The sequence below is a fragment of the Rhodococcus sp. NPDC049939 genome, assembly GCF_040656415.1.
Classification (GTDB): Bacteria; Actinomycetota; Actinomycetes; order Mycobacteriales; family Mycobacteriaceae; genus Rhodococcus_F.
This window is the reverse complement of the sequence record NZ_JBFAMC010000005.1, coordinates 105,021-117,385: the sequence shown is the minus strand read 5'-3', so window position 1 is coordinate 117,385 and position 12,365 is coordinate 105,021. Positions and strand designations below refer to the sequence as shown.

Annotated in this window: 12 protein-coding genes; 6 read left to right on the top strand and 6 right to left on the bottom strand. The window is 64.6% G+C overall.

Annotated elements, in window-relative coordinates; genetic code table 11:
* Positions 1-4 precede the first annotated feature (4 nt).
* Both AB0I57_RS17450 and AB0I57_RS17445 read right to left on the bottom strand, forming a co-directional pair.
* Positions 5-1,447 carry an amidase gene (locus AB0I57_RS17450; RefSeq protein WP_358337856.1) on the bottom strand — a complete coding sequence of 481 codons (1,443 nt, stop codon included), beginning with the start codon at positions 1,445-1,447 and terminating at the stop codon, positions 5-7.
* 39 nt (positions 1,448-1,486) lie between these two features.
* The gene (locus AB0I57_RS17445; protein ID WP_358337853.1) at positions 1,487-2,935 is read right to left on the bottom strand and encodes a PLP-dependent aminotransferase family protein; all 1,449 of its coding nucleotides are present in this window, start codon (positions 2,933-2,935) and stop codon (positions 1,487-1,489) included.
* 79 nt (positions 2,936-3,014) lie between these two features.
* On the opposite strand from AB0I57_RS17445, the gene AB0I57_RS17440 reads away from it, so the two are divergent.
* The 5 genes from AB0I57_RS17440 (at position 3,015) to AB0I57_RS17420 (ending at position 6,682) form a co-directional block, all read left to right on the top strand.
* Positions 3,015-3,680, top strand: a complete 666-nt coding sequence (locus AB0I57_RS17440) for a pyridoxamine 5'-phosphate oxidase family protein (RefSeq protein WP_358338318.1) — start codon at positions 3,015-3,017, stop codon at positions 3,678-3,680.
* A 232-nt stretch (positions 3,681-3,912) separates the two neighbouring features.
* Positions 3,913-4,563 carry a DUF4190 domain-containing protein gene (locus tag AB0I57_RS17435; protein ID WP_358337850.1) on the top strand — a complete coding sequence of 217 codons (651 nt, stop codon included), beginning with the start codon at positions 3,913-3,915 and terminating at the stop codon, positions 4,561-4,563.
* Positions 4,564-4,667: 104 nt separating this feature from the next.
* Complete coding sequence (recO, locus tag AB0I57_RS17430) at positions 4,668-5,483, top strand: DNA repair protein RecO (RefSeq protein ID WP_358337847.1); 816 nt, start codon at positions 4,668-4,670, stop codon at positions 5,481-5,483.
* Positions 5,449-6,258 (top strand): isoprenyl transferase, encoded by an 810-nt coding sequence (locus AB0I57_RS17425; protein ID WP_358337844.1) that lies wholly within the window; start codon positions 5,449-5,451, stop codon positions 6,256-6,258. The genes recO and AB0I57_RS17425 overlap by 35 nt, the downstream gene beginning before the upstream one ends.
* A gap of 22 nt (positions 6,259-6,280) precedes the next feature.
* Positions 6,281-6,682, top strand: a complete 402-nt coding sequence (locus AB0I57_RS17420; protein ID WP_358337841.1) for a hypothetical protein — start codon at positions 6,281-6,283, stop codon at positions 6,680-6,682.
* Positions 6,683-6,769: 87 nt separating this feature from the next.
* Here the strand turns inward: AB0I57_RS17420 and AB0I57_RS17415 are convergent, their stop codons facing one another.
* From AB0I57_RS17415 to AB0I57_RS17405, 3 genes are all read right to left on the bottom strand, one after another.
* Entirely contained in the window at positions 6,770-7,792 is a 1,023-nt protein-coding gene (locus tag AB0I57_RS17415; RefSeq protein WP_358337838.1) for a beta-propeller fold lactonase family protein, read from the bottom strand.
* A gap of 278 nt (positions 7,793-8,070) precedes the next feature.
* Positions 8,071-8,490: a Fur family transcriptional regulator gene (locus tag AB0I57_RS17410; RefSeq protein ID WP_358337835.1), complete on the bottom strand. Its 420-nt coding sequence runs from the start codon at positions 8,488-8,490 to the stop codon at positions 8,071-8,073.
* A 6-nt stretch (positions 8,491-8,496) separates the two neighbouring features.
* Positions 8,497-8,880 (bottom strand): metalloregulator ArsR/SmtB family transcription factor, encoded by a 384-nt coding sequence (locus tag AB0I57_RS17405; RefSeq protein WP_358337832.1) that lies wholly within the window; start codon positions 8,878-8,880, stop codon positions 8,497-8,499.
* Between the two features lie 215 nt (positions 8,881-9,095).
* On the opposite strand from AB0I57_RS17405, the gene AB0I57_RS17400 reads away from it, so the two are divergent.
* A complete protein-coding gene (locus AB0I57_RS17400) occupies positions 9,096-10,487 on the top strand; it encodes a glycine--tRNA ligase (protein WP_358337830.1) in 1,392 nt (463 codons plus the stop codon).
* Positions 10,488-10,542: 55 nt separating this feature from the next.
* Here the strand turns inward: AB0I57_RS17400 and AB0I57_RS17395 are convergent, their stop codons facing one another.
* Positions 10,543-12,357, bottom strand: coding sequence for a hypothetical protein (locus tag AB0I57_RS17395; protein WP_358337827.1), 1,815 nt, complete (start codon positions 12,355-12,357; stop codon positions 10,543-10,545).
* Between the last annotated feature and the right edge of the window lie 8 nt (positions 12,358-12,365).

Genomic DNA, 12,365 nt, shown 5'->3' with positions numbered 1-12,365 from the left:
GAGGTCACCACCACGGCTCGGGGCGTACCCGATCCCACCGGAGGACCGACTCGAGCTGCGCGGCGAGCGACACCAGCAGCGGTTCGGCACTGTCGTGGCCCATCAGCTGGGCCCCGACCGGCAGGTTGTCGGAAGTGAAGCCTGCAGGCACATTCACGCTCGGCCAGCCCAGGACGTTCCACGCCCATCCGTAGGGGCAGGCCGCGGTGATGACCTTGTCCGTCTCCCACGCACCGATGCCGTCCATTGCGTCGACGCGCGGTGGGGGAGTCGCGGTGCTCGGGGCGAGGACCACGTCGTACTTGTCGAAGATCGCTCCCACGCGCTTCTGCGCCCGACGTTCGGCCGCTCGTGCCGCCCGCAGGGGCAGGCCCTGCAGCTTCCGGCCGGTACGGGCGTTGGACTTCGTACGAGGGTCGACGAGAGACGGGTTCGGGAGCTTCTGCATCCAGTCATCGACGCCCGCTAGCGACCTCGGCAAGAAGCCAAGCCCGAAAGCGATTCCGTAGTTCGGGTCGTCCACCACCACGCGGTGCCCGAGGTTGCGCAGGGCGTCGGCGATCCGGTAGACGCCCCGGCGGACCTCCGGGTGCAGGTTCGTGGGAGTCGGGGTGAACGGAACGCGCAGGGACAGCGCGATGCGGAGCGAGCCGGTGTCGCGGCCTACCGCATCGCTGACGGTGAGGGGAGCGGGTGTGTGCAGGTCGCCCTCGTGTGGCCCCGACGCGATGTCGAGAAGCAGAGCAGCATCGGCGACCGTCCGGGCCAGTGGTCCGTTGACGGTGAGGCCGTTGAAGGCTTCGGCTGCGGGCCAGGTGGAAATTCGTCCCCGCTGGGGTTTGATCCCGACCAGGTTGGTCCACGCGGCGGGAATGCGGACGGAACCGGCGCCGTCCGACCCGATCGCAGCCGACACCATGCCTGCCGAAACGGCCGCCGCGGCGCCACCGGAGGATCCTCCGGGTGTGTGGTCGCCGTTCCACGGGTTGCGGGTCCAGCCGAAACCGGGTCCGCTGGTGAACGGCCACTGCCCCAGTTCGGGACTGTTGGTCTTGCCCACGATCACGGCGCCCGCGGCGCGCAATCGCCGCACGACCTCGGCGTCGCGTGCTGCGGGCGGGAAGTCTCCGGGGCATCCGAACGCGGTCGGTTCGCCGGCCACGTCGACGTCGTCCTTCACGGCGATCGGAACACCGAGCAACGGGAGACGTTCACCGGCCGCGAGCCGCCGATCCGCCTCCTCAGCCTCGGCCAATGCCTTGCTCCGGCGCACGACCTTGAAGGCGTTGAGCGTCGACTGGCTCGCCTCGATTCGGTCCAGAGCTACGCGGGTTTCCTCGACGGAGGTGGTGACGCCGGATGCGAGCGCCTTCACCTGGTCGGCAAGTCCCGGTGCCCATTCCCGGTCTTCACTCCGCTGTTCACTGCCCAATTGTTCCGTGCTCATCTAGCCCTCCCATGCAACTGTTCGTTCGAACGAACAGTATCAGCCGAGATGCCGTTGAGCTACCTTTCCGATCACTTCGGCAGCGCCCCGAGCCCGAGATTCGGGTAGGCGGGCGTATCCGCAGACCAGTCCACGCGGCCCGTTCGGTGTCGTGCGGTAGTTGGCGAGACTGGGGACCGCCACACCGTGAGCACGCAGCTCGGCCGAGAAAGCAGTGTCGTCCACGGAATCGGGCAGCGTCAGGACCACGTGAAGACCGGCCTCGATTCCCGCGAGGCCGACGCCGTCCGTGTCGAATGCAGACAGTTGACGCTCCATTGCGGTGACGAGCGCAGTCCGACGCGCGGAGTAGGTGCGGGAGGCACGCGCGAGATGGCGTGTCAACGCGCCGGAGTCGATGAAATGCGAGAGCGCAAGGGCGGTGATCGAACAGCAGGCCTCACCACTCGTGTCCAGGGCTCGGGCGATGGCCGGCCGGAGCGCCGAGGGAGCGATCACCCACGCCACCCGGATCGCGGGGGTGAGGATCTTCGAGGCGGTTCCGACGTATGCCACGCATTCGGACCCGCGGTCGATGCTGCGCAGGGCGGGCAGCGCCGACACGTCGTAGCGGAACTCGCCGTCGTAGTCGTCCTCGATGAGAAGCGTGTTCGAAGCTGTTGCGTGGGCGACGAGTTGGGCTCTGCGGCTCACGGGCATCCGTGCACCCATCGGATACTGATGGGCAGGCGTGCAGTAGGCCGCAACATCGGTGGCGCGCAACAGTTCGGGATCGAGACCGTCCGAATCCACGGGGACCGACCGCGCCCGCACACCGGAGCTTTCGAGAACTCTACGAGCGCGGCTGTAGCCGGGTTCTTCGAACGCCACTTCTCGGTTACCGAATCCCGCTGCGGCGGAGAGCATCCGGAGCGCTGAGCCGACTCCGGGCACGATCACCAGTTCGTCGGCGTGCGCGGCGATCCCTCGCGTGCGGCGCAGATGTTCCGCGAGGGAACGCCGCAACTCCGGGTGCGCGTCAGGGCCGTCGAAGTCGGAGGTCACTCCGGCGGTGGCGGCAAGACGCCACGCCCTGCGCCAGTCGGTTGTGGAGATCAGGCTGGGGTCGGGGTGGCCAGGAGTGAGGTCCCACACGGTTTTCGAATTCTCGAGTGTGGTGGGTGACGGCCTCTGCGACGCCGGGGTGATCGCGTGAGAGGCGACGTGGGCTCGGGCAGCGGTATCGGCGTCCGGTGCGATCCGAGTGCCGGAACCGGCGCGGGCGTGGGCGTATCCGGACGAGCACAGTTCGTCGTAGGCGTCGACCACCGATGCCCGGGCTACCATCAGATTTTCGGCCAGCGCCCGCGTCGATGGAAGGGGGTCGCCGGGGCGGAGACGACCTACCCGGATTTCGTCGACGATCGACTCCGCAATGCGGTGCCGAATCGGTGCATCGGTGTCGGGAAGCCGCAATGCCAGGTGCAGTTCAGGCCTGATTCGGGGCATGGCCCCAGACAATACTGGTCTGCAAGTATCCCCGATTGTGGATCTTGTACCAGATCCAGATGGAATCGATCATGGTCTCGTGGACAAGATCAAGAGACATCCGGAGCGTGCCCGAACCGAACGAGCCCAGCTCGACGCCGTCCTCGATGCCGCAGCGATGGGAACACTCGCCACCGTCGTCGACGGTATGCCGTGGGCGGTACCACTGCTCTACGCCCGGGACGGTGACAGGATCCTGCTGCACGGATCCACCGGGGCCGGTGCCCTACGGCACGTGGCCGCAGGTGCGCCGGCGGTGCTGTGTGTCGCCATGCTTGACGGAATCGTCGTAGCGGACACCCTGTTCGATTCGTCCGCCAACTACCGATCCGCCGTCGTGCGGGGCAACCTCGTCACGCTGGACGAGGACGACTCCGCCGGCGCGTTGAGTGTGCTCTCGGATGGGTTGATCCCCGGCCGCAGCAGGGAGGTCCGAGAACACAGGCGCAAGGAACTCGCCGCGACGCTGGCCCTCGCCCTTCCGATCTCGCCGGGTCAATGGACTGTCAAGGTGCGAGATGCGCCACCGAGCGAACCCACCGAATCCAACAGCGCGTGGGCCGGAGTGGTTCCCATGCGCTCGGTCGCCGGTTTGCCCGTACCCGCACCGTGGGTGGCGCCCGGCACACCGGTGCCCGCGTCGGTGTCACGACTCGTCGAGTCCGCTAGGGAGGACAAACAGCTCGCTTGGAGGGCGGGAATCTGAGGGATTCGAATGACGGCGATGGTCTTCGAAGTCACCTGCTGTGTAGAAGGGGAAGGTTCGCCCACATGAATCCATGGTGGCCACAACGATCTACCGGTTTGTGTCGCTGATCTAAGATCACCGACGCTGGCTTCGCTCGAGGCCTCATGATGGAAGTGGGATATCAATGCGGGACGCCTATCACGTGGTCGCTGTCGGTGTGGGGCTATTTTCGGCGTGGGCGGTGTAGTCGATGACCGCAGTGGACTTGTCGAAAGACGTCACCCGGCCGCCGCTTGATCCGAGCAATCTGTATGCCGTGATCTCGCTTGTTGCGGCCCTTCTGGGCCTGTTTCCTGTGGCGATCGTGTTCGCCGTCCTCGCGTTCACGCGCCCTGGTGGCCGAGGCATCGCAATCGCGGGGTTGGTCCTCGGGATAGTCGAAGCGCTCGCCGTCGCTGCGATCGTGTATTCGGGGAGCATCGCGTTCACGGTCCCTGGGACTGCCACGGCATCGAAGGACTCTTCGATGCCGGCAGACTTGCCCACCATCACCTCGCCCCCACCGGCAACCGCAGCACCGAACACTACCGTTGACGAGATCACCACCTTCGACGCGTCCGAAGTCACAGAGGCCCCGGCGCCTGTGCCGATGTTGGACGGGGACTGTGATCCCTCAGTCGACAACCATGCGACTGCCCCGGACGGGACGTTCCTCAAATGCACATACGCCGGAGGCCCCCGGGCGCGCTGGGTTCGGTCGGAGCCGATCATAGGAACGGCATCGGATGGTGACCCGTGCTATCCGCCAGTGACCGGTATCGCAGTCTCACCTGAAGGTCGGGACCTATTCTGCGTATCGAACTTTTTTGACGACGGCGGAACCTGGAGACGAGCCGAATAGCCCAGTCGCAGAGGAAGCGCGATGACGCCATGACTTGGCTCTCGAGGTGACGCGGCGCGATTGTCTTGCGCCGGCCCGTCGCCGCGACGTGAAAGACTGAACGGGTGAGGTTGTATCGAGACAATGCGGTTGTGCTGCGCCAGCACAAGCTGGGCGAGGCCGACCGTATCGTCACGCTCCTCACTCGTCAGCAAGGTTTGGTGCGGGCGGTAGCCAAGGGGGTTCGTCGCACACGATCCAAGTTCGGGGCCCGACTAGAGCCGTTTACGCACATCGACGTGCAGCTCTATCCCGGTCGCAATCTCGACGTGGTCACCCAGGTCGAGACGGTCGACGCGTTCGCGACCGATATCGTCGACGACTACCCCCGGTACACCACGGCGTGCGCGATTCTCGAAACCGCCGAGCGTCTCGCCGGTGAGGAACGTGCACCGGCCCCGCAACTGCACCGGCTCACGGTCGGAGCTCTACGGGCCGTCGCGGAACAACATCGTCCATGTGAGTTGGTTCTCGATGCATTCCTGTTGCGGGCCATGGGTTTTGCAGGCTGGGCCCCAGCCTTGGGGGAGTGTGCACGTTGTAGCGCACCCGGCCCGCACCGCGCGTTCCACGTGGCGGCCGGGGGAGCGGTATGTGTTCATTGCCGACCTCCGGGTGCAGCCACGCCGTCACCGGGGGTCCTCGACCTGATGGATGCCCTGTTCCGTGGTGACTGGGCGGCCACCGAGGGCGTGTCCCAGCCTCTGCGTGGTCAGGCCAGCGGCCTGGTCGCGGCCCACCTGCAATGGCACCTGGAACGACAGCTGCGCACCCTTCCGCTGATCGAACGTGCACGCCCGCATGCGCCGGTAGGTGCCCAGGGTTCGGTCGGGCAGGATGGTGACCGTGATTCGACGACGCGAACCGCAAGCTCTGGCTAACGCCCGGGCCGAGCACCAGATTCGGCCCCCCGACCCACACCCGTCGGGCGCCCGACCGCCCGGCCTGCAGGCCGAACTCGTGCCCCGGCACATTGCGCTGGTGATGGACGGCAACGGTCGTTGGGCCCAGGAGAGAGGATTGCCACGTACCGCAGGTCACGAGCGCGGCGAGGCCGTGTTGATGGATGTCGTCTGCGGCTGCATCGAGATGGGTGTCGAGTGGTTGTCGGCGTATGCCTTCTCCACCGAGAACTGGAAACGCAGCCCGGAAGAGGTGCGCTTCCTGATGGGATTCAACCGGGATGTGATCCGCCGTCGACGCGACGAGATGAACGAGATGGGCGTGCGTGTGCGCTGGGCCGGGCGCCGTCCGAGGTTGTGGCGCAGCGTCATCAAAGAACTCGAGATCGCCGAGGAGTTGACCAAGCACAATACGGTGATGAACCTGACCATGTGCGTCAACTACGGCGGCCGTGCGGAGATCGCGGACGCCACCAGGGAGATCGCCCGCCGAGTGGCGGCGGGGCAGCTCGACCCGGAGAAGATCACCGAGGCAACCGTCGCCAGGTACCTCGACGAGCCGGACATGCCGGACGTCGACCTGTTCCTTCGTCCATCCGGTGAGCAGCGCACGTCCAACTTCATGCTCTGGCAGTCGGCCTATGCCGAGATGGTGTACCAGGAGAAGCTCTTTCCCGACTTCGATCGGCGAGACTTGTGGGCGGCGTGCGTCGAATACGCTTCCCGCGACCGCAGATTCGGCGGAGTGAAATGAGCGCTGGAGGGGGCCGGGTCGCATGACCGTCGACGGAGCGCGCGCTCTACTCGAGCGCACGGCGAACGCCCTCGCAAATTTCACCACTGTCGACCGTTCAGACGGCGACTCGTTGAGCTTCGAGTATGCGGGCGCGTTGTGTTCGATCAGTGCTATGACCCTGACCGAGGGGCTCGACGTGTTGTCGATGACGTGTGTGCTCGCCTGGGATCGTCCTGTGAGTCCGTCGTTGCACAAGAAGGCTGCCGAGCGCAATAGTGCGCTGCAGTTCGGTTCGATCGCGGTATTCGGACACGGCAGGCTGGCCGATGTCATCCTGCGGTATACCTTCCCGGCGGGCGGACTCGGGGACGAGGCGTTGACGACGATGCTGCTCTTGGTTCTCGGTGGTGCCGACACGTCCCGGCAGGGTCTACTACCTTGAACCTCGAATGAATCTCATCCAGCAGGTGCTTATCGGCGATCAGCACGTCGTCCAGCGAAGTGTTACCGGGGTAGATCTGCGAACGGATCAACGGCTGATGACCGATACCGCGTCGCTGTTCTCGTTGGCGACGTAGACGCGAGATCCGTCATGAGCGATCGCCACGCCTACTGGCCAATTTCCGACGGAGATGGTCTCGGCCACGGTGTTGTCGGACGTGTTGATCACCGATACGGACCCGTCGATGGAGTTGGTGGCATAGGCATGGGTTCCGTCCGGGGTGACCGCCACCTCCCGGGGGTAATTTCCGGCGCCGATGGTCTCGACCACCCTGTTGGTGGAGGCGTCGATCACGGACACGGTGTCGGCACCGTTGTTGACGACGAGGACGCGGGACCCGTCCTGGGTGACCGCTACACCTTCCGGGCCGTTCTCCACTGGCACGGTCGTGACCAGGGTGTTGTCGGAGGTGTCGAACACGTCCACCGAATTGTTCTGGAAGCTGGTGGCGTAGAGGCGGGTCCCGTCCGCGGAGACGGTCACGTCCTGAACCCTATTCTCGACCGGGATTGACTCGACGGTGTTGTTGGAGGTGTCGATCACGTCCAACGCAGGGTTGACGTTGCCGTCTGCGTCGTCGTATGTGGTGCCGGTGTAGACGCGGGTCCCGTCCAGGGAAACCGCCGCCCCCTGGGGGGCATCCCCGACGTCGATGGTGTCGGTGACGGTGTTGGTGGAGGTGTCGATCACCGTCACCGTATGGTTCGAGAAGTTTGTGACGTAGAGGCGGGTCCCGTCCGGGGAGACTGTCGCGTACTGCGGGTAGTGCCCGAAACGGATGGTGTCGACCACCGTGTTGTCGGAGGCGTCGATCACCGACACCGCATTCGCCGTGGGGAGGGTGACGTAGATGCGGGTCCCATCCGGGGCGACCACCACTGCCGAGGGGCTGCCCCCCACGTCGATGGTCTCGTCCACAGTGTCGGCTGTCGCGGTCGCCGTACCGGTGATGCCGGCCCACATGGCAACGATGGCTGCCAGCCCGAGTCCCAGACCTCGGAACTTCATTCGGGCCGTGCGGTCGCCACGAGAACGGTTGTCCCGGTTCACATTCATCTCCTTATGTGCCCGGATCGGTCCAGCGGTACGGCTACGCCAGTGCATGCACTATCGGCCGATGAGCGGCGGACCATGATCGGAACCACTATCGCGAAGCAGTATCGCCGCGTCTACGGCTTGCGTCTGTCCTACGTACAGTCGACCGTTTGTCCTCCGATCGGGGGACGAGCCCGTCTCCCGGGGACACCTGAGAGATGACGGTCGGCCACTGTATCGACCCCGGGGTACCAGTACCTCACGGACCAGCGCTTACCGTCGCATTTCCGCTTCTAGGCGGTACGACAATCGCGGCAGACGCCGAAGATTTCGACGGTGTGACTGATATCGGAGAACCCGTTGGCGTCGGCGACCGACTGAGACCAACGCTCGACGGTAGGTCCTTCCACCTCGACCGTGTAGCCGCACGAGCGGCAGACGAGGTGATGGTGGTGCCCGGTAGAGCACCGCCGGTACACGGATTCGCCGTTGTCGATTCGTAGCACGTCGACGGTTCCGGCGTCGGAGAGCGTCTGCAGGGTGCGATAGACGGTGGTCAGCCCGATGCCTTCACCCCGCTTGCGGAGCTCGTCGTGAAGCTCCTGCGCGGACCGGAACTCGTCGAGGTCGTCGAGAAGGGCGGAGATCGCGCTGCGCTGCTTGGTCGTACGCACGCCGACGACAGGCTTGGGCGAGCCGGTTTTCTCGGTCAACGGGTTCTATCCTTCCTCGGCATGTTCGACGGCGTCCACGACGATGTGGGCAAGGTGGTCGTCCACCAGTCGGTAGAGGACCTCACGGCCGCTGCGCTCGCCGTGGACGATGCCCGCCGCCTTGAGTACGCGAAGATGCTGGCTGATCAACGGTTGGGCGACCCCCAACGCGCCCACGAGTTCGTGCACGCATCGCTCCGATTCGCGGAGCTGGAGGACGATCGCGATTCGGACGGGTGCGGCGAGTGCGCGCAATAGGTCACCGGCAGCGATGAGTGTCTCTCTCGGCGGTGGCTCTCTCGGCGGTGTCTGCTTCGGTTGCACCGACGTCTGCGGCGGGGGAGTCCGTGCAGCCGCATCGAATGGATCCCCTGTATTCGTGATGCTCACGGGATCTCCTTCGGGGTGGCGGACGATGGTCGAAAAGGGCGGCGACATAGTCGGTGTTGTTGAATCGCCCATCTTATTGCAAAGCGATTCCATTTTGATATGCACACATATGCATGTCAACCGGGTGGGTGAACCCCCAGAATCGGGAAGATAGGCTAGGCGTCGAAATTTGCACGTGAACCCATGCATCTATTAGCCAGATGGAGAGCACTCGAGTGGCACCGAAGTCCAAAGTCGAAACCGTCGTCAATCTCGCCAAGCGTCGTGGCCTGGTCTACCCGTGCGGTGAGATCTACGGAGGCACGAAGTCGGCCTGGGATTACGGCCCCTTGGGTGTCGAACTCAAGGAGAACATCAAGAAGCAGTGGTGGCGGAACATGGTCACCAGCCGAGAGGATGTCGTCGGCCTCGACTCGTCGGTGATCCTGCCCCGTGAGGTATGGGTCGCGTCTGGTCACGTCGGCGTGTTCAACGACCCTCTGGTCGAGTGCCTGAACTGTCACAAGCGTCACCGTCAGGACCATCTGCAGGAGGCGTACGCGGACAAGAAGGGCTTGGACAACCCCGACGATGTCGCGATGGACGTCGTGGTGTGCCCTGACTGTGGCACCGTCGGCCAGTGGACCGAACCCCGCGACTTCAACATGATGCTCAAGACGTTTCTCGGCCCGGTCGAGAGCGAAGAGGGTATGCACTACCTGCGACCCGAAACCGCGCAGGGCATCTTCGTGAACTTCGCGAACGTGCTCACGACATCGAGGAAGAAGCCGCCGTTCGGCATAGGTCAGATCGGCAAGAGCTTTCGCAACGAGATCACTCCAGGGAACTTCATCTTCCGGACCCGCGAGTTCGAGCAGATGGAGATGGAATTCTTCGTCAAGCCGGGCGAGGACGAAGAGTGGCACCAGTACTGGATCGACTATCGCATGGACTGGTACACGGGACTGGGCATCAACAAGGACAACCTGCGCCTGTACGAGCACGCGAAGGACAAGCTGTCGCACTACTCCAAGCGCACCGTCGACATCGAGTACCGCTTCCACTTCCAGGGCTCCGAATGGGGTGAGCTCGAAGGGGTGGCCAACCGGACCGACTTCGATCTGGCGACGCACTCGAAGCACTCAGGTACCGAACTGAACTACTTCGACCAAGCAACCGGCGAGCGCTACACGCCCTATGTCATCGAGCCGGCCGCCGGACTCACCCGTTCGTTGATGGCGTTCCTCGTCGACGCCTACACCGAGGACGAGGCGCCGAATGCAAAGGGAGGTGTCGACAAGCGCACCGTCATGCGCCTGGACCGTCGTCTCGCCCCGGTGAAGGCCGCGGTTCTGCCTCTGTCACGGAACGCGGATTTGACGCCGAAGGCCAAGGATCTCGCCGCGACTTTGCGCCAGCACTGGAACGTCGAGTTCGACGACGCCGGTGCCATCGGCCGCCGCTACCGCCGTCAGGACGAGATCGGCACGCCGTTCTGCGTCACCGTGGACTTCGACACCCTCGAAGATCACGCCGTGACCGTGCGTGAGCGCGACTCGATGGCTCAGGAACGGGTAGCCCTGGATCAGGTCGAGGGCTACCTCGCGCAGCGCCTCATCGGTTCTTGATCAAGGCGTGTAGCGGTCCCACCAAGTCATAACGGGGATCGGGGCGCTTCGGGGTCTAGCTGATCTCGATCGGAGCCGATGCTTCGTCCACGCGCACCTCGTCGCCGGCGGCAATCGCTCGGGGTGCGAGTCCGTTGTCGATGACGAACTTCATCAGCTGACTGAGTGAGTCCTTGAGCTCACGGAGCGCCACCACCCGCGCTGACTTGGGACTACTGAAGGCCGTGAGGCTGTTCAGCTGGGCGGACGCTTGCGTTTCTGCTTCCGCGAGTTGATACCAGAGGTTGCAGTCGAACTCGAGGTCCAGCATCTTGCGTGTGTGTTCGACGGTCACCCGCAGCATCAGAGTCTTCAGGTCGAGAGCCGAATGCCTTTCCTCGCCGCTGCCGGTGACCGCGGTGGTCGCAATTGCCGCACCCGTGCTCGCCAGTCCGCCGAGCATGGCCAACCCGCCCACCATTCCGCCCGGACCGAACGCGGCGAGCCCGCCGGTGATCGCGGCTGCACCGGCGGCAGTGGCTGGCGCCGCCGCGATCAATCCGATCGGACCCGCAGCCAGCAGAGCGATCCCCGCCGCCGCCGTCAGTACCCGACCCCACGGAACACCACCCCTGCGGTCCAGACACTTCTGGACGTCCTCGACTGCTTGAACCACCGTCGCACCCACGTTTGTGCTGAAACCGAGCATGGCTGCTATCTCGGGGATTGCCTGAGTCGGTGCCCGCTCAACATCGATTTCGTACGGATCGACCGCATTGGTGAGAGCGAGAACAACGAGTTCATTGACGGCCTCGTCGAGTTCCCAACGGTGTGGCACGGTAGGCAGGGCCCCGTCCGCAAGCTGGAGCAACTCGTCGGCTAGGGGCTGCCCTCCGACAGTCGCCAGTTCCTCGATCTCCGCGATGACCTGATCCTGTCGAACGCGTAGTGCACCGGCGTAGCGCTCGGCAGCCTCCTTGTTCTTGATGTACCTGGCGACGACGTGACCGTAGCGGAGCAGCAGCAGGACAGAGGCTTGGGCGTCGGTTAAACGTACGGCGATGTCGGGCTTGGCCAACGCGAGCCCCTTGCTGGGATAGACGATCTGAGCAACCAGCCTCGATACCGCCGGGTGTTCGAGGTATGCGCGTGCACCGTGTTCGAGAGGGCCGATGTCGATGGCGAAATCCTGCGCGGCGGGGAACGTCGATGCCAGTCCTCGACCCCCGGTCACCAGGTCGCGGGGATTGAAGAAGTTGGACCAGGTATCGACGCGCGCGTATGGAAATCTCTTCAAGAGTCGCTCGCTGCCTTCGTGGAGCGAGGGTGCGCTCGCAGGGCTGCCGATCGTGAGAAACCGCCTGACGTGAACGCTTTCGGGAAGGTGGTCGAGTAGATCGATCGCGATGACGCTGCCGAGACTGTGACCGATCAGGATGATCTCGTTGCCGAAATCCTGGTCCAGTAGATAGCGAAGCACGGCGCCTCGCAGCGGTTCGTTCCGGACGTATCGCCGCACCTGGGGGAGGTTGTATGCGGAAACGTGACCGACCGCGAGGCCCTGCGCTGCATTCAGCGGGCCCTCGGGCACCAGGTGCACACCCATCCCCGAAGGCGTCGGCATCAGATCCACACCCCGCTGGATCCTGGCCTGGCGGCGCGCAAACTCGAATTGGGCCTTGGAATCGTCCTTGAGGTCATAGGTCCTCGGTGGCAGCTTCGCGCCGATTCCCTCTGTGGTGAGGAAGGAACTGTAGCGGGGAGCGAGGGTGTCCGCGCGGTCGATCGGGTCGTGTCCATTCTGTGTCAGTCCCCGATTGAGGCCCTCCAACCAACCGGCCTCTGGATCCCCGTCCCCGATGCCGTGCAGGAAAACAACTTTGACCGTCACAACCGCAC

What these genes read in the sequence shown, in the direction of transcription:
- AB0I57_RS17445 (WP_358337853.1), bottom strand. Translation starts at nt 2,935, where the DNA reads ATGCCCCGAATCAGGCCTGAACTGCACCTGGCATTGCGGCTTCCCGAC.
- AB0I57_RS17450 (WP_358337856.1), bottom strand. Translation starts at nt 1,447, where the DNA reads ATGAGCACGGAACAATTGGGCAGTGAACAGCGGAGTGAAGACCGGGAA.
- AB0I57_RS17435 (WP_358337850.1), top strand. Translation starts at nt 3,913, where the DNA reads ATGACCGCAGTGGACTTGTCGAAAGACGTCACCCGGCCGCCGCTTGAT.
- AB0I57_RS17420 (WP_358337841.1), top strand. Translation starts at nt 6,281, where the DNA reads ATGACCGTCGACGGAGCGCGCGCTCTACTCGAGCGCACGGCGAACGCC.